This is a genomic window from Streptomyces sp. NBC_00490 (assembly GCF_036013645.1).
GTDB lineage: Bacteria > Actinomycetota > Actinomycetes > Streptomycetales > Streptomycetaceae > Streptomyces > Streptomyces canus_F.
The window spans coordinates 2,611,073-2,632,135 of sequence record NZ_CP107869.1 but is presented as its reverse complement, the minus strand read 5'-3'; the positions used below and the strand labels follow the sequence as shown (position 1 = coordinate 2,632,135).

18 protein-coding genes are annotated in these 21,063 nt (G+C 70.7%); 13 read left to right on the top strand and 5 right to left on the bottom strand.

Features of this window, described 5'->3' with window-relative positions; translation table 11 throughout:
* Positions 1–56: 56 nt before the first annotated feature.
* A complete protein-coding gene (locus OG381_RS11780) occupies positions 57–1,115 on the bottom strand; it encodes a LacI family DNA-binding transcriptional regulator (RefSeq protein ID WP_443061891.1) in 1,059 nt (352 codons plus the stop codon).
* Between the two features lie 77 nt (positions 1,116–1,192).
* Here OG381_RS11780 and OG381_RS11775 point away from each other — a divergent pair, with 77 nt between their 5' ends.
* The 12 genes from OG381_RS11775 to OG381_RS11720 all read left to right on the top strand — a co-directional run bounded on the left by OG381_RS11775 (position 1,193) and on the right by OG381_RS11720 (position 13,407).
* Positions 1,193–2,452 (top strand): MFS transporter, encoded by a 1,260-nt coding sequence (locus tag OG381_RS11775; protein WP_327716055.1) that lies wholly within the window; start codon positions 1,193–1,195, stop codon positions 2,450–2,452.
* Between the two features lie 9 nt (positions 2,453–2,461).
* The gene (gene pafA, locus OG381_RS11770) at positions 2,462–3,823 is read left to right on the top strand and encodes a Pup--protein ligase (protein ID WP_046261820.1); all 1,362 of its coding nucleotides are present in this window, start codon (positions 2,462–2,464) and stop codon (positions 3,821–3,823) included.
* Between the two features lie 128 nt (positions 3,824–3,951).
* A complete protein-coding gene (locus OG381_RS11765; protein WP_327716054.1) occupies positions 3,952–4,956 on the top strand; it encodes an FKBP-type peptidyl-prolyl cis-trans isomerase in 1,005 nt (334 codons plus the stop codon).
* 60 nt (positions 4,957–5,016) lie between these two features.
* Positions 5,017–5,388: an FKBP-type peptidyl-prolyl cis-trans isomerase gene (locus tag OG381_RS11760; RefSeq protein ID WP_307033004.1), complete on the top strand. Its 372-nt coding sequence runs from the start codon at positions 5,017–5,019 to the stop codon at positions 5,386–5,388.
* A gap of 129 nt (positions 5,389–5,517) precedes the next feature.
* A complete protein-coding gene (locus OG381_RS11755; RefSeq protein WP_327716053.1) occupies positions 5,518–6,471 on the top strand; it encodes a helix-turn-helix transcriptional regulator in 954 nt (317 codons plus the stop codon).
* Positions 6,472–6,489: 18 nt separating this feature from the next.
* The gene (locus OG381_RS11750; RefSeq protein WP_327716052.1) at positions 6,490–7,518 is read left to right on the top strand and encodes a helix-turn-helix transcriptional regulator; all 1,029 of its coding nucleotides are present in this window, start codon (positions 6,490–6,492) and stop codon (positions 7,516–7,518) included.
* Positions 7,515–7,808: a hypothetical protein gene (locus OG381_RS11745; RefSeq protein WP_307033010.1), complete on the top strand. Its 294-nt coding sequence runs from the start codon at positions 7,515–7,517 to the stop codon at positions 7,806–7,808. Before OG381_RS11750 ends, OG381_RS11745 begins: the two co-directional genes overlap by 4 nt.
* Before the next feature lie 10 nt (positions 7,809–7,818).
* Positions 7,819–8,013, top strand: a complete 195-nt coding sequence (locus OG381_RS11740) for a hypothetical protein (RefSeq protein WP_327716051.1) — start codon at positions 7,819–7,821, stop codon at positions 8,011–8,013.
* 266 nt (positions 8,014–8,279) lie between these two features.
* On the top strand, positions 8,280–8,570 hold the full coding sequence (tatA, locus tag OG381_RS11735; RefSeq protein ID WP_327716050.1) for a Sec-independent protein translocase subunit TatA: 291 nt from the start codon (positions 8,280–8,282) through the stop codon (positions 8,568–8,570).
* A 47-nt stretch (positions 8,571–8,617) separates the two neighbouring features.
* Positions 8,618–9,583: a twin-arginine translocase subunit TatC gene (gene tatC, locus OG381_RS11730; protein ID WP_327716049.1), complete on the top strand. Its 966-nt coding sequence runs from the start codon at positions 8,618–8,620 to the stop codon at positions 9,581–9,583.
* A 31-nt stretch (positions 9,584–9,614) separates the two neighbouring features.
* A complete protein-coding gene (locus tag OG381_RS11725; RefSeq protein WP_327716048.1) occupies positions 9,615–10,505 on the top strand; it encodes a diacylglycerol kinase in 891 nt (296 codons plus the stop codon).
* A gap of 40 nt (positions 10,506–10,545) precedes the next feature.
* The gene (locus OG381_RS11720; RefSeq protein ID WP_327716047.1) at positions 10,546–13,407 is read left to right on the top strand and encodes a DEAD/DEAH box helicase; all 2,862 of its coding nucleotides are present in this window, start codon (positions 10,546–10,548) and stop codon (positions 13,405–13,407) included.
* 88 nt (positions 13,408–13,495) lie between these two features.
* On the opposite strand, the gene atzF is transcribed toward OG381_RS11720, so the two are convergent.
* The 4 genes from atzF to OG381_RS11700 are packed head-to-tail and all read right to left on the bottom strand — an operon-like array spanning position 13,496 to position 20,080.
* Positions 13,496–15,148 carry an allophanate hydrolase gene (gene atzF / locus OG381_RS11715; RefSeq protein ID WP_327716046.1) on the bottom strand — a complete coding sequence of 551 codons (1,653 nt, stop codon included), beginning with the start codon at positions 15,146–15,148 and terminating at the stop codon, positions 13,496–13,498.
* 11 nt (positions 15,149–15,159) lie between these two features.
* On the bottom strand, positions 15,160–18,663 hold the full coding sequence (locus OG381_RS11710; protein ID WP_327716045.1) for a 5-oxoprolinase/urea amidolyase family protein: 3,504 nt from the start codon (positions 18,661–18,663) through the stop codon (positions 15,160–15,162).
* A complete protein-coding gene (locus OG381_RS11705) occupies positions 18,660–19,259 on the bottom strand; it encodes an urea amidolyase associated protein UAAP2 (protein ID WP_327716044.1) in 600 nt (199 codons plus the stop codon). Before OG381_RS11705 ends, OG381_RS11710 begins: the two co-directional genes overlap by 4 nt.
* A complete protein-coding gene (locus OG381_RS11700; RefSeq protein WP_327716043.1) occupies positions 19,256–20,080 on the bottom strand; it encodes an urea amidolyase associated protein UAAP1 in 825 nt (274 codons plus the stop codon). The genes OG381_RS11705 and OG381_RS11700 overlap by 4 nt, the downstream gene beginning before the upstream one ends.
* Before the next feature lie 166 nt (positions 20,081–20,246).
* On the opposite strand from OG381_RS11700, the gene OG381_RS11695 reads away from it, so the two are divergent.
* On the top strand, positions 20,247–20,873 hold the full coding sequence (locus OG381_RS11695; protein WP_307033030.1) for a TetR/AcrR family transcriptional regulator: 627 nt from the start codon (positions 20,247–20,249) through the stop codon (positions 20,871–20,873).
* Positions 20,874–21,063 lie beyond the last annotated feature (190 nt).

Here is a 21,063-nt window from a genome sequence, read left to right as displayed (position 1 = left end):
TCTCGTTGCGTCCCTTTGTGTGCCCCGGCCGATGACTCGGCCGGGGCACAGGGCGTTCAGGGGGCGGTGGGGGGTGCCGTGGAGCCTCGTACGACCAACTCGACGGGGATGTCGCCGGCGTCGGGTGTCCGGCCTTCCAGGACTGCCAGGAGGGCGCGCATGCCGTGTTCGCCGAAGAGTTCGGCGTCGAGTCGTACGGTGGTCAGTTCCGGGTCGAGGGCGGCGGCGAGGGCGATGTCATCGACGCCGGTGACGGAGACGTCGTCGGGGATGCGCAGGCCTCGTCGGCGCAGGGCTTTGTAGGCGCCGGCCGCGAGTTTGTCGTCGTCGCAGACCACGGCGGTGGGGTGGGGGCCGGGTGTGTGGAGTGCTGTCTCGGTGGCGGTGAGGGCGCCTTCGATGGACATGGGGGTGTGTGCTGTGCGGAGCGAGGTGCCCGGCACTTTTGCGAGGCGTGCGGCGAGTTCGCGTGCGCGTACCTCGAAGGTCCAGGAGGGGATGTCGGCGGCCAGGTGCAGGAAGCGGCGGTGTCCCTGGTTCAGGAGGTGGTCGGCGACCTGGCGGGTGCCGTCGGCGATGTCGAGGTTCACGGTCGCGGCGCCCAGGCTGCCGTGGGGGTCGCTGTCGAGCATGACGAGGGGGAGTTGGTCGCCGCGGATGGCGGTGAGGGCGTCTGCGGCCATGGAGGAGGCGAGGACGCCGTCCAGGGCGGCCTGGGCGGAGGCGAAGGGGTTTCTGGCGGGGCCGACGCCTTCGGGGGAGGGGTACAGGAGGACGCCGAAGCCGTGTGCGGCGGCGATGCGTGCGGCGCCGGTGTAGACGCCGGCGAAGAATTCCGTGGTCAGGGCGGGTACGACGAGCAGGACGGTGCGGGTGCGGCCGAGGCGGAGGTTGCGGGCGGCGAGGTTGGGGCGGTAGCCGAGTTCGTGGGCGGCTCGGCGTACCCGTTCGGCGGTGGTTTGGGAGACGCGGCCTCGCCATTTGTCGCCGAGTACCAGGGAGACGGTGGCCTGGGAGACGTCGGCGGCTTGGGCGACGTCGCGGCTGGTGGGGCGTGCGCTGCCTTGTGCCACCGGCTGCCTGCTCCTTCGTCTGGACTCGTCAACAGCGCACATGGTACGTATGACGGAGGACGTTATACGTAAAACCTCATGCGTCACCGGCGCACGTCACGGCACGGGAAGGGCGGGACATGGCCGCGGGATACCTGGAGATCCTCAGGGCGAGGCATGCCACGCGGTTGCTGGTCGGCACCCTGGTGGGCCGGCTGCCGAACGCCACCGCGGCCATCGCGATCGTGCTGTTCGTGCGCGCGGAGGGCGGCTCGTACAGCCTCGCCGGAGCGCTCGCGGCGGTCTACGGTGTCGCCAACGCCGTCGGTCAGCCGGTGCTGGGCCGGCTGGTGGACCTGTACGGCCAGCCTCGCGTCCAGTTGCCCGCGGCGGTCGCCTCCGCCCTGGCGATGGCGGTCTTCGCCTTCACCGGCCCGGACGCGCTCGCGGCCGCCTGTGCCGCCGTGGCCCTCGCCGGGCTCTTCACGCCGCCGCTGGAGGGCGGTCTGCGGGCGCTGTGGCCGAGTGTGCTGCGCAAGGAGGGCCAGGTGCACACGGCGTACGCGATGGACGCCGTGGCGCAGGAAGTCATGTTCACCCTCGGGCCGTTGCTGGTGACGGTGTGCACGTCGCTGTGGTCGGCCCGGGCCGCGCTGCTGGTCCTGAACGTCATCGGGGTGCTCGGCGCGCTCTCCGTGGTCGTGTCGCGGCCCTCGCGCGCGTGGCGTTCGGCGCCGCGTGAGGCGCACTGGCTCGGTGCGCTGCGCTCTCCCGGACTGCTGGCGCTGCTGGGCGCGTTCCTGTTCGTCGGTATCGCACTGGGGTCCATCACGGTCGCCTCGGTGCCGTACGCCGACGACCACGGTGGTGACGTGGTGTACGGCTGGCTGATGGGGGCGATCGGTCTGGGCGCGCTCATCGGCGGCACCGTGTACGGCGCGCGGCAGTGGACGGGTGAGCCGGCGCGTCGACTGCGGGTGCTGGTGGCGCTGCTGGCGGTGTGTTATCTGCCGCTGCTGCTGATGCCCGGCGCGGTCGCCATGGTGCTGCTGACGGTGGTCGCGGGGGTGTTCCTCGCGCCCGCCATCGCGTGTGCTTTCGTGCTGGTCGACCATCATGCGCCGCGGGGCACGGTCACGGAGGCTTTCTCGTGGCTGGTGACGACGTTCACGGTGGGTGCCTCGGTGGGAACGGGGGTCGCGGGGCCGGTCGTAGAGGCCGGAGGGGCCGTGTGGGGTTTCGCCGTACCGGGTGTGGCGGGGGGTGTCTCCCTGCTGGTTCTGCTGGCGACCGGGCCGGTCCTCGCAGCTCCCGGTGGGCGGGGGGTGGTTGCGGCTTCATCGGAAAATGATCCAAACCGTGCCGTCGAACCCCGTTTCAGCACAGGGGATCGGGCGTAATGTTCAGTCATGGACCGCCGCATTTTCGGGCTGGAGAACGAGTACGGCGTCACGTGTACGTTCAGGGGACAGCGACGTCTGTCTCCCGACGAGGTGGCGCGGTACCTCTTCCGCCGTGTCGTGTCATGGGGCCGCAGCAGCAATGTCTTTCTGCGAAACGGTGCCCGCCTCTATCTCGATGTCGGGTCACATCCGGAATATGCGACTCCCGAATGTGACAACGTGACGGAACTGGTCACGCACGACAAAGCAGGCGAGCGCATTCTCGAAGGACTCCTGGTGGACGCCGAACGACGCCTGCACGAGGAAGGAATCGCGGGCGACGTCTACCTCTTCAAGAACAACACCGACTCGGCGGGCAACTCCTACGGGTGCCACGAGAACTATCTCGTCGCCCGCCACGGGGAGTTCTCCCGGCTCGCGGACATCCTCATTCCCTTCCTTGTCACCCGCCAGCTGCTCTGTGGCGCGGGCAAGGTTCTGCAGACCCCGCGGGGCGCCGTGTACTGCGTCAGCCAGCGGGCCGAGCACATCTGGGAGGGCGTCTCCTCGGCGACGACGCGTTCCCGGCCGATCATCAACACGCGCGACGAACCGCACGCCGACGCCGAGCGCTACCGCCGCCTGCATGTGATCGTGGGCGACTCGAACATGTCCGAGACGACCATGCTCCTCAAGGTCGGCGCGACCGACCTGGTGCTGCGCATGATCGAGGCGGGCACCGTGATGCGCGACCTGACGCTGGAGAACCCGATCCGGGCGATCCGCGAGGTCAGCCACGACATCACCGGTCGGCGCAAGGTGCGTCTGGCCAGTGGCCGGGAGGCCTCCGCGCTGGAGGTGCAGCGCGAGTACTACGAGAAGGCCGTGGACTTCGTGGAGCGCCGCGGTATCCGTACCGGAACGGTCGAGCAGGTCCTGGAGCTGTGGGGCCGGGTGCTCGACTCGATCGAGGCCGAGGACCTCGACCGGATCGGCACCGAGATCGACTGGGTCATGAAGTACAAGCTGATCGAGCGGTACCGGGCCAAGCACAACATGACCATGTCCCACCCGCGGGTCGCGCAGATAGACCTCGCGTATCACGACATTCACCGTCGTCGTGGTCTCTACTACCTGCTGGAGAGGAAGGGCCAAGCGGCCCGGATCTGCAACGACTTGAAGATCTTCGAGGGCAAGTCCGTGCCCCCGCAGACCACTCGGGCCCGGCTTCGCGGTGACTTCATCCGCCGGGCTCAGGAACAGCGCCGGGACTTCACCGTCGACTGGGTCCATCTCAAGCTCAACGACCAGGCCCAGCGCACGGTGTTGTGCAAGGACCCGTTCCGTTCCGTCGACGACCGGGTCGAGAAGCTGATCGCCGGTATGTGAGCAATGCGTTCCGGATCGCCTTCCGGAACGCCACACGGGCGCCGTACGTTATCCGTACGGCGCCCTTCTCACGCCGTAGAGTTGCGCGCACGCCATCCACAAGATCGACCGATTACGAGGCTCTTACCGTGCGCCGACGCTCACTACTGATTGCCGTACCCGCAGGAATGGCCACGCTCGCCGCGTGCAACGAGGACGACGGGGCGAGTTCCGCGGAGAGCGGCGACAGCGCGTCGCCCTCCGCCTCGGCCTCGTCCGGTGCGCCGGCGCCGAAGATCGTGGACGGTCCGCTGCCGGCGATCACCGCGGGCGCGAAGTTCGGTGAGAAGCCCACCGTCGCCAAGGGCAGCGGTGACCCGTCGAGCCAGCTCGCGGTGAAGACGGTCATCGCGGGCAACGGCCGCACGGCCGCGGAGGGCGACTTCCTCGTGGCGAACTACCTCGGCCAGATCTGGGACACGGCCAAGGTCTTCGACAACTCCTTCGACCGGGGTTCCGCGCTCGCCATCCAGCTGGCCCCGGCCAGTGTCATCGACGGCTGGCGGTACGCCCTCACGGGCAAGAAGGTCGGCAGCCGCGTCGAGTTCGCCGTCCCGCCCACCTGGGGTTATGGCAAGGCGGGTTACGCGGAGGGTGGCATCAAGGGCACCGACACGCTGGTGTTCGTGGTGGACATGAAGGGCGTGTACCCGGTCACGAGCTCCGCCAAGGGCTCGAACGTGGCGCAGGACGACGTGGATCTGCCCAAGGTGGGGACGAACACCGACGGCAAGGCGCCCTCCATCGAGGTCCCCAAGAAGGACGCGCCGGGCAAGCTCGTGTCGAGCTACATCATCGAGGGTGACGGCGAGAAGGTCGCCGCCGACAGCGGCCTGCTGGTGCAGTACAAGGGCGTGCTGTGGGACTCCGGCAAGGAGTTCGACTCGACGTATGCCAGGAAGACCCTGACGTCGTTCTCCCTCGACGGGGTCGTCAAGGGCTGGAAGCAGGGTCTGACCGGCAAGAAGGTCGGCAGCCGCGTCCTCATCGTCATCCCGCCGGCCCTGGGATACGGCGACAATCCGCCGAGCGGCAGCGGCATCGAGAAGGACTCGACGCTCGTCTTCACGGTCGACATCCTGGCGAAGCTCTGACCGCTTCGGGGTGTAAGACTGTGTGCGTTGCCTTTCCGCAGACAAGCAGGAGCTAGAGACGTGAGCATCGAGAAGCCCGAGATCGACTTCCCCGGTGGCGAGCCCCCGGCGGACCTCGAGATCAAGGACATCTGGGAGGGCGACGGCGCCGAGGCGCAGGCGGGCCAGACCGTCACCGTCCACTACGTGGGCGTTGCCTTCAGCACCGGCGAGGAGTTCGACGCCAGCTGGAACCGTGGTCAGCCGTTCCGCTTCCCGCTGGGTGGCGGCCGTGTCATCAAGGGCTGGGACCTCGGCGTGCAGGGCATGAAGGTCGGCGGCCGTCGTCAGCTGACCATCCCCGCGCACCTCGCCTACGGCAACCAGAGCCCGACCCCGGCCATCAAGCCCGGCGAGACGCTGATCTTCGTCGTCGACCTGGTCGGCGTCTGATCGTCGTACGATCACTGTCGATCACCTGGGGTCCATGCCTGTCCGGGCATGGGCCCTCGGCTTTTGCCACGCCACCGCGGGGCGGTACGGTCATCGTCCGTAAGCACCATAGGGAGGCGAAGGGCGTCGATGGCCATTGCCAAGGCCGAGCGGCTGATGAACCTGGCGCTGTGTCTGCTGGGGACGCGCAGGCCGCTGAGCAAGCGTGAGCTGCGCCAGTCCATCGAGGCCTACCTGGAAGCGAATTCGGACGACAGCTTCAACCGGATGTTCGAGCGCGACAAGGACGATCTGCGCGAACTCGGGCTGGTCATCGAGACCGTGGAGAACCTCGACGGCGACGTCGGCTACCTCGCGCGCCGTGACAGCAACCGGCTGCCGCCCGTCACCCTCGACGCCGAGGAGGCCGCCGCCCTCGGTCTCGCCGCCAAGGTGTGGCAGCAGGCGCGGCTCGCGGGCGCGGCCAGCGGCGCCCTGCAGAAGCTGCGGGCGGCCGGGCTGCCGGAGGACTTCGACCCCTACGAGGCGCATGGCGCCCTCGAGCCGCGGATCCCCGTGCACGAGGCCGCGTTCGAGCCGCTGATGCTGGCCTGCCGCGACCGCCGTCCGGTCGTCTTCGAGTACCGCAAGGCCACCGCCGCGCACCCCGAGACCCGGCATGTCGAGCCGTGGGCGCTGGAGTGCTGGCGCGGCCACTGGTATCTGGCGGGCTGGGACCGCGACCGGGGCGCCGAGCGGGTCTTCAGGCTGTCCCGGATCACCGGCAAGGTCCGTTCGCGCGGTGCCCGTTTCACCGCCGAGGTGCCCGACGTGGTGACCGTCCGTGAGACCGTCGCGAGCTGGGCGGGGGAGAGCGCCGACCGCAGCGCGCTGATCCGGCTGCGCACGGGCTCCGGCTACCCGCTGCGGGCGAAGGCCACCGCGGTGCGGGAACTGGGCGACGGGTGGGATGAGTTGGAGATTCCGTACGGCCATGGGCTGGACGCCTGGCTGGTGGAGTTCGGGCCGGACGTGGTCGTCCTGGAACCCGCCGAACTGCGGGCCGATGTGGTGGACCGGCTGCGTGCCGTGGCCAAGGGCTGAGGGGGAGCGAGCAACACAGTGGCAGGCAAACCGGTCAGGCCCGTCAACGCCATCGACCAGACCCGGCGGATGCTCTCCCTGGTGACGTATCTGAAGGAGCGGCCCGGCGCCCGTGTCGAGGACGTCGCCCGGGCCTTCGGGATCACCGAGGACGAGCTCGTCTCCGACCTCGATGTGCTGCCCATGTGCGGCACCAGCTTCCGCGGCGGCGACCTCCTCGACATCGACACCGACGGCGAGCGCATCTGGTGGCACAACCCCGACGACGTCGCCGAGCCGCTGCGGCTCGCCGCCGACGAGGCCACCGCGCTGCTCGTCGCCGCGCGGGCCGTCTCGACCCTGCCCGGTCTGCGCGAGGGCGACCGGCAGGCGCTGCTGCGGGCCACGGCGAAGGTGGAGACCGCGGCGGGGGAGCAGGCGGGGGCCAGCTCCCGGCTGTCGGTGACCTTCGAGTCCGAGGGCGGGGTCTTCGCCGACGTCGACCGCGCGATCTCCGAGCGGCGCCGGCTGTGGATCCGCTACTACTCGCCCGCCCGCGACGAGGTCACCGAGCGCGAGATCGACCCGATCCGCCTGGTCAGCGTCGGTCACACCTACGTCGAGGCGTGGTGCCGCCGCTCCGAGGCGCGCCGCACCTTCCGGCTCGACCGGGTCGCCGAGATCAAGATCCTCGACGAGCCGTCCGCGCCGCCCGAGATAGAACTGCGGGACCTCTCGGAGGCGCTGGTGCAGCCGGCCGCCGAGGACCCGGAGGTCGTGGTCGAGGTGAGCCCGGGCGGGCGCTGGGTCGCCGAGTACTACCCGCACGACAGTGCGGATGAGCTCCCCGACGGCGGACTGCGTATCACCCTGCGCACCCCCGATCCGACGTCCCTGCGGCGCCTGGCGCTGCGGCTCGGCCGCGACGGCCGTATCGTCTCGCCGCCCGAGCTCGCCGACAGCGCCCGGCAGGCGGCCCGCGAGGCGCTGGCGGCGTACGACGGGGTCGAGACGCCGGGTTCACACCCAACTCACACGAACGACGACAGGCAGGAGCAGGAGCTTTGAGCGAGTCGGCGATGTCTGGTGTGCAGGGGATGTCGGTGGCGTCCGCGTTCTCGGGAATGCGGAGCGTGTCCCCGACGGTGTTCCGGGCGGGCTGCCCGGACTGCCGCGGCCGGTTCGAGCTCGCCGCCGGGGCCCTGCGGCTGGTCGTCGGTGCCACCAGCAGGACCACGTTCTACTCCTTCACCTGCCCCGACTGCGCCGCCTCCGTCCGCAAGCCCGCGGGGGAGCGGATCGTCGAGCTGCTGACCGGGGGCGGGGTCAGCACCCTGCGGCTCCACTCCACCCTCTAGGCTCGGCACCATGTTCTGGCCGATGTTCGCGATCGCTGTGGGTTTCCTGGGTCTCGTGGTGCTCGGCGTGCTCGCCGTGCGGGTGTTCCTCGAGGCGCAGCGGCTGGGACGGCAGGTCGCGGAGTCCGCGCAGCGCATCGGCAGGGCCGCGGAGGATCTGGAGCGGGCCGCGGTGAGCACCGCCCGCTCCGTGGACACGCTGTGAGTCCCGCTGTGCACGGGATGTGAGTCCTGCGCCGGAAGCGTTTTGGGTCACTTCGCCCTGTCATCCCGGGGGGCCGGGCAGGTACGCTGCTGGTCGCGGACCGGAGAACGAGGCCCGGCTCGCGGACCGGGAGTACGCACGGGGATTGCCTCACGTTCACCCCTGAGCGTTACGATCGCTGACAACACGATCGTTCGGACACCTGTCCGACCGGTCGGACAGCACAGCACCCCACCCCAGCCGCCTCGGTGAGAAGGTAAAGACTTATGTTCGGAAGGCTCGGCGCCCCCGAGATCATTCTCATCCTCGTCGTCATCATCCTGCTGTTCGGCGCGAAGAAGCTTCCCGACATGGCGCGCTCGCTCGGCAAGTCCGCTCGCATCCTCAAGAGCGAGGCGAAGGCGATGAAGTCCGAGGGCCAGGACAACACGACCGCCGCGTCCGCCCCGCCCCAGGACGACCAGCAGTCCCCGTCCCAGCGCACCATCCAGGCCGCCCCCGGCGATGTGACCAGCTCCCGCCCGGTCACCGAGCCGACGGACACGACCAAGCGCTGACGCAGGGCCGGTGACCTCCGGCCCGCTGCACGAGATGGGAACGTGGGTTGCTGAAGTCTGCCCGCAATGAGGAGAAGGATCCCGAGGGGCGGATGCCCCTTGCGGATCACCTTCGTGAGCTCCGCAACCGGCTCGCGAAGGCACTGCTGGCCATCGTCGTCGTGACGGTCGTCGCCGCCTTCTTCTACAACGACATCATCAACTTCCTGACGAAGCCGATCCTCGACTCGATCGGTTGCGAGCAGAGCTTCGCGGAACTCGCCAGGTCGTCCGCCGCCGACCAGACGGCTGAGAAGTGCGCCCGGATCACCATCAACGGTCTGCTCGCGCCCTTCAACCTGGCTCTCCAGGTCTCGTTGATGGCCGGCATCGTGGTCGCCTCGCCGATCTGGCTGTACCAGCTCTGGGCGTTCGTCGCCCCGGGTCTGCACCGGCACGAGAAGAAGTACGCCTACGCCTTCGTCTTCACCGGTGCCCCGCTGTTCTTTCTCGGCGCCTACTTCGCGTACTCGGTGCTCCCCACCACCGCGAAGGTGCTGATCGACTTCACGCCGAGCGGCAGCATCGACAACCAGCTCCCGCTGGACGATCTGCTCCAGCTCGTCACGCGCATGGTGATCGTCTTCGGTCTCTCCTTCGAGCTGCCCCTGCTGCTGATCTTCCTGAACCTCACCGGGATGATCACCGGCAAGCGGATGCTCGGCTGGTGGCGCGGGATGATCATGGGTATCACCGTGTTCGCCGCCGTCGCGACCCCGAGCACCGACCCGCTGAGCATGCTGGCGCTGGCCGGCCCCATCTGGGTGCTGTACTTCGGCGCGACGCTGTTCTCCCTGGTCAACGACAAGCGTCGGCGCCGCCGCGATGCCGAGGGCCCCGCCGACGACGAGGCCTCCGATCTGGACCTCACCCCCGAGGACATCGGTGAGATCGAGACGGTCTCCGCCAGCCGGGCACTGCCCGAGCAGGCGTCGGCACCGGAGCGGGTCAACGGTTATGACGACGTGACCTGAAGATCGGGTGGCCGCTCGTAGGGTCAGGGACGTGACCAGCGAGATCACCCTCTTCGTCAACCCCACCGCGGGCCGCGGCCGGGGCGCCCACGCGGCGCAGCCGGCCGCTTCCGCTTTGCGGGCGGCCGGATTCTCCGTGCGTACGGTCCTCGGGGAGAACGCCGAGGACGCCCTCACACGCGCGCGTGCCGCCGTCGCGGACGGCACCGGCGCCCTGGTCGCCGTCGGCGGCGACGGCATGGCCCACCTGGCCCTCCAGGCCGTCGCCGGCACCCGCACCCCGCTCGGCCTGGTCGCCGTCGGCACCGGCAACGACTTCGCCCGCGCCCTGGGCCTTCCCGTGCGGGACCCGGCCGCCGCGGGCCGACGAATCGCCGAGGCGCTCAAGGGCGGCGACCTGCGGGACATCGACCTGGGGCAGGCCGCGGGCCGCTGGTTCGGCACCGTCCTGGCCTCCGGCTTCGACTCCCGGGTCAACGACCGCGGCAACCGCATGCGATGGCCGACGGGCCGCGTCAAGTACGACCTGGCGATGATCGCCGAACTGGCCGCCTTCAAGCCCTTCCCCTACCGGATCAGGCTGGACGACGGCGAGGTCCGGGAGATCGAGGCGACCCTCGTCGCGGTCGGCAACGGATCGTCGTACGGCGGGGGCATGCGGATCTGTCCCGGCGCCGACCTCACCGACGCACTGTTCGACATCACCGTGGTCGGGGACTGCGGCCGGGCCACGCTGCTCAAGGTGTTCCCGAGCGTGTACCGGGGCACGCATGTCGACCATGCCAAGGTCACCGTGCACCGGGCCGCGAAGGCCGAGATCAGCGCCGCGGGGATCACGGGGTACGCCGACGGGGAGCCGCTCGGGGCGCTGCCGCTGACCGCGCGTTGCGTGCCGGGGGCGGTGCGCGTCGCGGGGCTGTGAAGTGCACGGACCCGGGGTTTGACAAGACGGGATCCGGATAATGATCGTCCTGTTGTCAGTGGGGCCCGGTACGCTCGAAAGCACGATGACAGAGGACCTCTCACCGGCCGAGCGGTACGCGGCCGCGCGCGTGCGCGCTGCGGAGCAGGCCACCGCGCTCGCTGACTTCCGCGAGATGTACGACTTCGGCCTCGACCCCTTCCAGATCGAGGCCTGTCAGGCGCTCGAGACGGGGAAGGGCGTGCTGGTGGCCGCCCCCACCGGTTCGGGCAAGACGATCGTGGGCGAGTTCGCCGTCCACCTCGCCCTGCAGCAAGGCAAGAAGTGCTTCTACACGACACCCATCAAGGCGCTGTCGAACCAGAAGTACGCCGACCTGTCGCGTCGTTACGGCGCCGACAAGGTCGGTCTGCTCACCGGCGACAACAGCGTCAACTCCGATGCCCCGGTGGTCGTGATGACCACCGAGGTGCTGCGCAACATGCTGTACGCGGGTTCGCAGACCCTGCTCGGGCTCGGGTACGTGGTCATGGACGAGGTGCACTACCTCTCCGACCGCTTCCGCGGTGCCGTCTGGGAGGAGGTGATCATCCACCTCCCGGAGTCGGTCACCCTGGTCTCCCTGTCGGCGACCGTGTCCAACGCCGAGGAGTTCGGCGACTGGCTGGACACCGTCCGGGGCGACACCGAGGTGATCGTCTCCGAGCACCGGCCCGTGCCGCTGTTCCAGCACGTGCTCGCCGGGCGGCGGATGTACGACCTGTTCGAGGAGGGCGAGGGCCAGAAGAAGGCCGTCAACCCCGACCTCACGCGGCTGGCCCGGATGGAGGCGCAGCGCCCCTCCTACCAGGACCGCAGACGCGGCCGTGCGATGCGCGAGGCCGACCGGGAGCGGGAGCGCAGACAGCGCTCGCGGGTGTGGACCCCGGGGCGGCCCGAGGTCATCGAGCGGCTCGACTCCGAAGGGCTGCTGCCGGCGATCACCTTCATCTTCAGCCGGGCCGCCTGTGAGGCCGCCGTGCAGCAGTGTCTGTACGCCGGTCTGCGGCTCAACGACGACGAGGCGCGGGGCAGGGTGCGTGCTCTCGTCGAGGAGCGCACCGCCGCCATTCCGACCGAGGATCTGCACGTCCTGGGCTACTACGAGTGGCTGGAGGGCCTGGAGCGCGGCATCGCGGCCCACCACGCGGGCATGCTGCCGACCTTCAAGGAGGTCGTCGAGGAACTGTTCGTCCGGGGCCTGGTGAAGGCCGTGTTCGCCACCGAGACGCTCGCGCTGGGCATCAACATGCCCGCGCGGTCGGTGGTGTTGGAGAAGCTCGTCAAGTGGAACGGCGAGCAGCACGCGGACATCACACCGGGCGAGTACACGCAGTTGACCGGGCGTGCCGGTCGGCGTGGTATCGACGTCGAGGGTCATGCCGTCGTGCTGTGGCAGCGCGGCAGCAGCCCCGAGCATCTGGCGGGGCTCGCGGGCACGCGGACGTATCCGCTGCGGTCCAGCTTCAAGCCGTCGTACAACATGGCGGTCAACCTCGTCGAGCAGTTCGGCCGGCACCGCTCGCGTGAGCTCCTCGAGACGTCCTTCGCGCAGTTCCAGGCCGACAAGTCGGTCGTGGGGATCTCGCGGCAGGTGCAGCGCAACGAGGAGGGGCTCGAGGGCTACAAGGAGTCCATGACCTGCCACCTCGGCGACTTCGAGGAGTACGCGCGACTGCGGCGCGAGCTGAAGGACCGCGAGACCGAGCTGGCCCGGCAGGGCGCCAACGAGCGGCGGGCCGAGGCGGCCGTCGCGCTGGAGAAGCTCAAGCCGGGTGACGTCATCCATGTGCCGGCGGGCAAGTACGCCGGGCTGGCGCTGGTACTGGACCCGGGACTGCCCGCCGGGCGGTCCAACGGGCACCGCGGGTTCGAGCACCACGACGGGCCGCGCCCGCTGGTGCTGACCGCCGAGCGGCAGGTCAAGCGGCTCGCCTCGATGGACTTCCCGGTTCCCGTCGAGGCGTTGGAGCGGATGCGGATCCCGAAGTCCTTCAACGCGCGCTCCCCGCAGTCGCGTCGGGACCTCGCCTCCGCACTGCGCACCAAGGCGGGGCACATTCCGCCGGAGCGGGCGCGCAAGAAGCGGGCGCAGGCCGCGGACGACCGGGAGATCGCCCGGTTGCGGACGGCGATTCGGGCCCATGCGTGCCACGGGTGCGACGACCGTGAGGACCACGCGCGCTGGGCCGAGCGCTACCACCGGCTGCTGCGGGACACCTCGCAGCTGGAGCGGCGTATCGAGGGCCGTACCAACACCATCGCGCGGACCTTCGACCGGATCGTGGCGCTGCTGACCGAGCTGGACTATCTGCGGGGCGACGAGGTCACCGAGCACGGGAAGCGGCTGGCGCGGCTCTACGGCGAGCTCGACCTGCTGGCCAGTGAGTGTCTGCGGGCCGGGGTGTGGGAGGGGCTGTCCCCTGCTGAACTCGCGGCGTGCGTCTCCGCGTTGGTGTACGAGGCGCGGGTCGGTGACGATGCGATGACGCCCAAGCTGCCGACGGGCAAGGCGAAGGCCGCGCTCGGGGAGATGGTGCGGATCTGGGGGCGGCTCGACGCGCTGGAGGAGGACTTCCGGATCAGGCAGACCGAGGGCGTGGGACAGCGGGAGCCCGATCTCGGGTTCGCCTGGGCCGCGTACATGTGGGCTTCCGGGAAGGGGCTCGACGAGGTGCTGCGTGAGGCGGAGATGCCGGCGGGGGACTTCGTGCGGTGGTGCAAGCAGGTGATCGATGTGCTGGGGCAGATCTCGGCCGCGGCGCCGGTTTCCGGTGGGCAGGGGTCCACGGTCGCGAAGAACGCGCGCAAGGCGGTTGATGAGTTGCTGCGGGGGGTTGTCGCCTACTCGTCGGTGGGGTGACGGGTGCGTCGGCGGGTGCGGGGTGACTGTGGCTGGTCGCGCTCCGCGGCGGAGCCGCATATCGATACAGCCCCGCGCCCCTAGGGAGTTATGCCTTCTCGGCGTTCACATATGATCGCCAGCCTCCGTACCGGGTGATGTCCTCGGCTGCCTCCAAGGCGCTGGGTTCGCACAGGAAGCCGGGGACGGTGGATCCGTCTGCCAGTTGCACGCTGCCCAGGGTCATCGGGCGGGGGAGTGCGGCCAGCAGGCGGCCCAGGCCCGCTGCCGGCAGGCGCCACACCTCTGCCTCGACCGCGGCCCCGCCCTCGCCGACATGCTCCAGGCCCGGCTTCGGTGGGGTCGTGCGCAGGGCGTGCAGGCGGTAGACGGGGGCCGTCGTGGTCGTGCGGTCCAGGCGGGCGCCCAGGGCCAGGAGTTGGGGGTTCAGCGGCTGGCCCGAGAGGTGGGCGCCCACCACCGCCAGGCGTGTCTCGGGCTGGAGCAGCGCGGCGATCCGTGTCAGTCGCTCGTCCGTGAACGCCGGGCCGATCAGCATCACGCCGAAGGGCAGGCCGGTCACCTCGCCCGCCGGGACGGCCACCGCCGCCAGGTCGAAGAGGTTGGTGGAGTTGGTGAAGCGGCCGAGGCGGGCGTTGGCGCCCAGAGGGTCGGCGGCGACCTCGGCGAGGGTGGGGTGGCCCGGCGTGGTCGGCAGCAACAGGGCGTCCGCGTCGGCGAGTTCGGCCTCGGCCCGGGCTCTCAGGGCCGCGAGCCGGTCCTGGTCGGCGTAGAGCTGGTGGGCCGGGATGTCGCGGGCGCGGGTGATGATGCCGGCGACGGTGGGGTCCAGGCCGGCGCCGCCCTCCGAGGTCAGCTTGTCGACAAAGCTCCCCACCGCGGTGTAGCGCTCGGCGACGAAGGCGCCCTCGTAGAGCATCGCGGCGGCCTCGGTGAAGGGGGCGAGATCGAGGGGGCGGATCGACGCGCCGGCCGCGATGAGCTGCTCCACCGCTGCCTCGTAGGCCTCCGCCCAGCCCTCGTCCAGCTCGCCGAGCTGGTCGCGCGGCGGGACCGCGACGCGCCACGGTCCCGGCTGTCGCTGGGGGAGCGGGGGGAGGTCGCGGGCCGGCGGTGAGGTCATGAACGACAGTGCCTGTTCGGCTTCCGGGAGGGTGCGGGCGAAGACCGTCACGCAGTCGAGGGAGGCACAGGCCGGGACGACGCCGTCCGTCGGGACCAGGCCCCGGGTGGGCTTGAGGCCGACGATGCCGTTGAAGGCGGCCGGCACCCGGCCCGAGCCCGCGGTGTCGGTGCCGAGGGCCAGGTCGACGATGCCGAGGGCCACCGCGACGGCCGAGCCGGAGCTGGAACCGCCGCTGATGCGGGCCGGGTCGTGGGCGTTGCGTACCGCGCCGTGCGGGGAGCGGGTGCCGACCAGGCCGGTCGCGAACTGGTCCAGGTTCGTGGTGCCCAGGACGATCGCGCCCGCCGCCCTCAGCCGGGCCACCGCCGGTGCGTCGGCCTCGGGGTGGTAGGCGTACGCCGGACAGCCCGCGGTCGTGGGCAGCCCCGCGACGTCGATGTTGCCCTTGGCGGCGAGGAGACGACCGGCCAGCGGGAGGTGCTCACCGGCGGCCACGCGTGCGGCCAGGGCGTGTGCCTCCGCCTCGACCTCGTCCTGTGGGCGCAGGTCGATCCAGATCTCGGGGCGGTCCACCGCCTCGATGCGTGCGTAGGCGGCTCGGACTCTGGACAGCATGGGTTCCTCTTTCAGTTCACGGGAGCGAGCACGACCAGCGCCGTCCCCGCCTCCACCTGGTCGCCCGGCCTCGCCAGGATCTCCGTCACCACGCCGTCCATCGGCGCGTGCACCCTGGACTCCATCTTCATCGCCTCCAGCGCGAGCAGCGGCTGGCCGACGGTGACCTCGTCGCCCGGCTCGACGTTCAGCTGCCACACGGAAGCCGTGAATTCCGCTTCGACGATCCGGCCGCCCTCGGGGATCTCCACGGACGCCGCGGGAGGGGCCGGAGCGCTCACCGCGTCGGCCCGGGCGAACTCGCCGGCCGCCTCCCAGGCGTCCCGCTCGGTCGCTAAGGCCGCCTGCTGGCGGACCCTGAACTCCGCTATGGACTCGGCGTTCTCGGCGAGGAACGCCTGGTAGTCGGAGAGGGAGAAGGTTCCCTCCTCGATGCGTGGTACGAACCGCCCGGACGTGATGTCGGCCCGCAGTTCCAGGAGTTCGTCGGCGTCGACCGGATACCACTTGATCCGGTCGAAGAACCTGAGCAGCCAGGGCGCTCCCGGTTCGAACGCGCCGCGCTGCTGCCAGCCCGACCACACCTGGGTCGTACGGCCCACGAACTGGTAGCCGCCGGGGCCCTCCATGCCGTAGATGCACAGGTAGGCGCCGCCGATGCCGACGGAGTTCTCCGCGGTCCAGGTGCGGGCCGGGTTGTACTTGGTGGTCACCAGACGGTGCCGTGGGTCCAGGGGAGTGGCCACGGGCGCGCCCAGGTAGACGTCGCCCAGGCCCAGGACGAGGTACTCCGCGTCGAAGACCGTGTCGTAGACGTCGTTGACCGAGTCCAGGCCGTTGACCCGGCGGATGAACTCGATGTTCCACGGGCACCAGGGCGCGTCGTCCCGTACGCCTGCCATGTAGCGGGCGATGGCCTCGCGGGTCGCCGGGTCGTCCCAGGACAGGGGGAGGTGGACGGTCCGGGAGGGCACGACGAGTTCGTCGCTCGGGGGGAGGGACGCGGTGATCTCCCGTACCGCGGCGAGGAGTTCGTGTTGCGGGAGGCGCCGTGGGTCCGTCCGGATCTGGAGGGAGCGGATACCGGGGGTGAGGTCGGTGATCCCGTCCGGACAGGCGTCGGCGACCGCCTCCATCAGCGCGTGGACGCGCATCCGCAGCGCCAGGTCGAGCTGCATCGGGCCGAACTCGACGAGCAGGTTGTCGTCGCCGCTGCGGCGGTAGGTGACATCACCGTCGCGGGCGAGGACACCACCGTCGACGATGGGGGGCCGGGGCGCTCCGTCGGCGTCCACCGGAACGAACCGCACGGTGTCGCCGGGCCGCAGCTGGCCCAGCTTCCAGCGCTCTCCGCTGAGCACGGTCGCCGGGCACACGAAACCGCCGAGGGAGGGGCCGTCCGGGCCGAGCAGCACCGGCATGTCGCCCGTGTAGTCGACGGCGCCGACGGAGTAGGGGGTGTCGTGGATGTTGGACGGATGCAGGCCCGCCTCGCCGCCGTCGGTGCGGGCCCAGCGCGGCTTGGGACCGATGAGGCGGACTCCGGTGCGGGCCGAGTTGAAGTGGACCTTCCAGTCGGCGGCGTAGAAGTCGTGGATGTCGTCCTCGGTGAAGAACTCCGGTGCCGCATGGGGGCCTTCGGCGGCGCCGATGTGCCAGGTCCGGGTGAACCGGGGCGGATCGTCGACCGGCCTGCCCTCGGCGAGGCCCCCGCCGTGCAGGACGTCTCCGGTGCGCAGGGCGCGCCCGCCGTGGCCGCCGAAGCGGCCCAGGGTGAAGGTGCTCGCGCTGCCCAGGAACGCGGGTACGTCGAGCCCTCGGGCGAACAGCACATAGGTCCGCAGACCGTGCTCCTGGGGCGCCCCGATGTCCAGGACGGCTCCCGCGGGCACGGTCACCGGCTCCCACTGGGCGACGGCGGAGCCGTCCACGGTCACGGGTGCGGGGGCGCCTGTCACACACACGGTGGTGGCGTGGCTGAACTTCAGCGACGGTCCCTGGAGGGTGCATTCGAGTCCCGCCGCGCCCTCGTGGTTGCCCAGGGCCCGGTTGCCGAGCCGGAAGGACAGGTCGTCCATCGGGCCGCACGGAGGCACGCCGACCTGCCAGTAGCCGGTGCGGCCCGGCCAGTCCTGCACGGTGGTGAGGGTGCCGGCGGAGACGACCTCGATCCGGGGCGTGCGGTCGCGCACCTCGGCGAGGGTGGCCGTCGAGTGCGTCGCCCCGGTGAAGCGGGAGTCCGCGAGCGCCGCCCTGAGCAGGCCCAGGTTCGTCTCGATGCCGTCGACGCGGGTGCGGGCCAGCGCCTCGTCGAGCCGGCGCAGCGCATGGGCCCGGTCCGAGCCGTACGCGATCACCTTCGCGAGCATCGGGTCGTACGACGTCGTCACCTCGGTACCGGTCTCCACCCAGCCGTCGACGCGTACGCCCGGCGGGAACTCGACCCGTGTCAGCAGGCCCGCGCTGGGCCGGTGTTCGCGGGACGGGTCCTCGGCGTAGATCCGGGCCTCGACGGCGTGGCCGCGGGGGGCGTCCGGCTCGCGCACGACGTCCCGCTCGCCGCGGGCCAGCCGCAGCATCCAGGCGACCAGGTCGACGCCGTAGATCTCCTCGGTGACCGGGTGCTCCACCTGGAGGCGGGTGTTGACCTCCAGGAAGTACGCCTCCTCGCGGGCGGCGTCGTAGACGAACTCGACGGTTCCGGCGGAGCGGTAGCCGACCGAGGCGCACAAGTCGCGCGCCGCCCCGGCGAGTTGCTGGCGCACGTGGTCCGGCAGTCCCGGTGCCGGTGCCTCCTCCAGCACCTTCTGGTTGCGGCGCTGGAGGGAGCAGTCGCGGTCGCCGAAGGTGACGACCCGGCCCGCTCCGTCGCCGAAGACCTGCACCTCGACATGGCGGGCGTCTTCGACCAGGCGCTCCAGGAAGACGCCCGCGGAGGAGAAGGAGGCGGCGGCGACGCGCTGCACGCGCTCCCAGGCGTCCGCGAGTTCGTCGCCGGAGTGACATGCCGACATGCCGATACCGCCGCCACCGCCGGTCGCCTTCAGCATGACCGGATAGCCGATGGCCTCCGCCTGCGCGAGGGCGTCCGTGAGCGAGGCCAGCAGTCCCGTGCCCGGCGCCAGCGGGACCCCCGCCGTCTCGGCCGCCGCGCGTGCCGTGTGCTTGGCGCCGAAGAGCTCCAGCTGCTCCGGCGTCGGGCCCACGAAGACGATCCCGGCCTCCTCGCAGCGCCGTGCGAAGGCCGCGTCCTCGGACAGGAAGCCGTATCCGGGGTGGATGGCCCCCGCCCCCGTGTCCTTGGCCGCCCTCAGCACCAGATCGGCGTCCAGGTACGACTCCTTGGCGGGCGCGGGACCCAGTCGTACGGCCTCGTCCGCGAGCCGCACATGGGGTGCCGAGCGGTCCGGGTCGGAGTACACGGCGACCGTGCGCAGACCGAGTTCGCGGGCGGTGCGGATGATCCGTACGGCGATCTCGCCCCGGTTGGCGACGAGGAGGGTGTCGAAGGTCATCCGGTGGCCCCGATCGTCATCTCCACCGCGGTCGGCTCGAAGCCGTTGCAGGGGTTGTTGATCTGCGGGCAGTTGGAGACGAGGACGAGGACGTCGCACTCGGCGCGCAGGGTCAGCTTCAGGCCGGGTGCCGAGATGCCGTCGACGATGCCGAGGGTGCCGTCCTTGTCGACCGGCACGTTCATGTACCAGTTGATGTTGGAGACCAGGTCGCGCTTACCCAGGCCATGACGGGCGCCCTCCGCGAGGAAGTTGTCCACGCACGCGTGCTGGGACCAGGTGTGGTGGCCGTACCGGAGCGTGTTGGACTCCTTGGAGCAGGCGCCGCCGACCGTGTCGTGGCGGCCCACCTCGTCGTCGACCACGGTCATCAGCGGGGTGTGCTCGTTCGACATCAGCACGGTGCCCGTGGTGAGGAAGACGTTGCCCTGGGCGTGGATGGTGTCGGGCGCGCTGTAGCGGACGGCGGTGTCGTGGGCGTCGTAGACGAGGAAGTCGACGGCCTGGTTGCCGTGCAGATCGGTGACGGTGAGGGTCTGTCCGGCGCAGACGACTGAGGACCAGGCGGCACGGGCGGGAACGACGGTGGTGGTCATACGAGCCCCCTCGCGGCAAGGAATTCGGCGGTGTTGAGGAAGGCGCGGCGGCCCTCGGGGGTGGCGTTCCACAGGGGGTCGCCGGGCTCGGTGGCGGCGGCCCGCCAGGCGAGCACCTCCAGCGGGGTGCTGACGTAGTCGGGGCGCGGGTCGGCGGGGTGCGCCGCGTTGGCGACGAGCACGGTGACGTCCTGCTCGGCCCGCAGTGTCACGCTTGCGCCCGGGCCCGCCGAGCCGGTGAAGTCGAGGGCGCCGTCCTCGCGGACCTCCACGCCCTGGAAGAAGGAGAGCGACGGCGGCAGATCGCGCGGGGCGAGTCCGTTCTTGGCGGCCGCCAGCTTGAACAGCTCCCGTCCGGCGGGGGAGCCGGACTGCGGGGTGCCGTCGCCGTACCGCTCGGTGTTCCGCGCCAGGGTGGAGGTGCCGCACAGGGCGTCGTGGCGGCCGGAGGTGTCGGCCACCAGCGAGGCGAGGACCCGGCCCTGGTCGGACAGGAGCAGCACGCCCTCACCCAGATAGGCGTTCCACTGCACCTTCACCGTGTCGGCCACGTTCAGCCGCTCCCAGGGCCGGTCCGCGGCGTACAGCAGCAGATGCGCGCAGGCGTCGCCGTGCAGGTCGGTCAGGCGCAGCTCGGTGCCGCGGGCGAGTACGCGGTGGGTGTAGTTTCCGCCCGCGACCGTCTCGGCCCAGACCAGGGGCCCCGCCTCACGGGGCGGCTGCGGCCAGTTTGCGGCCGGCACGACGGGCATGGCCTCGGCGTGGGCGCCCTCCTGGGCGCGGGCGTGATCGCGGGCTCCGTAAGTGGTCGATGTCGCCATCGCGGGACCTCCGGCTCCGGTGCTATTTCTGTCGTGCGACAGAAATTAGGAGCGGGGTGGGTCGCGGGCGTTGCCCGGGAGTTGCGGGGTGGTTACCGAGCCCTCACCCGTCCCCGCGGTGCGCTGCCGAAGATCACCGGATGGTGCCCTGTGCGAGGATCGGCGTATGGGAACGACGGGTGGACGGCGGGTCGGCAGACCGCGTGCCGCGCAGCGGCCGGACAGCGGGCTCGAGCCGCGTGACGAACTGCTCGCCGCGGCCGCCGAGTTGTTCACCACCCGCGGCTACGCGGCCACCACCACCCGGGCCGTCGCCGAACGCGCGGGCATGCGCCAGGCGTCCATGTACCACTACGTCTCCGGCAAGGAGGAGCTGCTCGCCCGGCTCCTGGAGTCCACGGTCACCCCGTCGCTCGGGTACGCCCGCGAGCTGCTCGCCGACGACGCGACCGCGGCCGAGGACCGGCTGTGGGAGCTGTGCCGTGCGGACGTGGAGCTCCTGTGCGGCGGCCCCTACAACCTGGGCGGCCTCTATCTGCTGCCCGAGGTGCGCGCCGAGCGGTTCGCCGGCTTCCACGCCGTGCGCGCCGAACTCAAGGACGCCTACCGGCAGTTGCTCGCCGCGACCGGCGCCGGTGGCGCGCTCGCCAAGAGCGAGCTCGATCTCCGTACGGACCTGCTGTTCGGGCTGATCGAGGGGGTCATCCTCGTCCACCGCTCGGACCCCGACCGTCCGGTGGCGGTGTTTGCGGAAGCCACCGCGGACGCGGCGCTGAGGATCGCGGGCGCCTGACCTTCACCCGTCACGGTGAGTGGTTTTCGTATGCCCGTACGCCGTGACGCACCGTGTGCGAACGGCGCCTCTGCGTGTAAATGGAGCCGAGGGTACTCCTTGTTCGCGTCCCGTTTCAGGCGCTTGCTGAATATGACACAGCGATGATCCGGTCGGACTAAGCTCGCCCGCGGCGCACCGAGTTGAGATG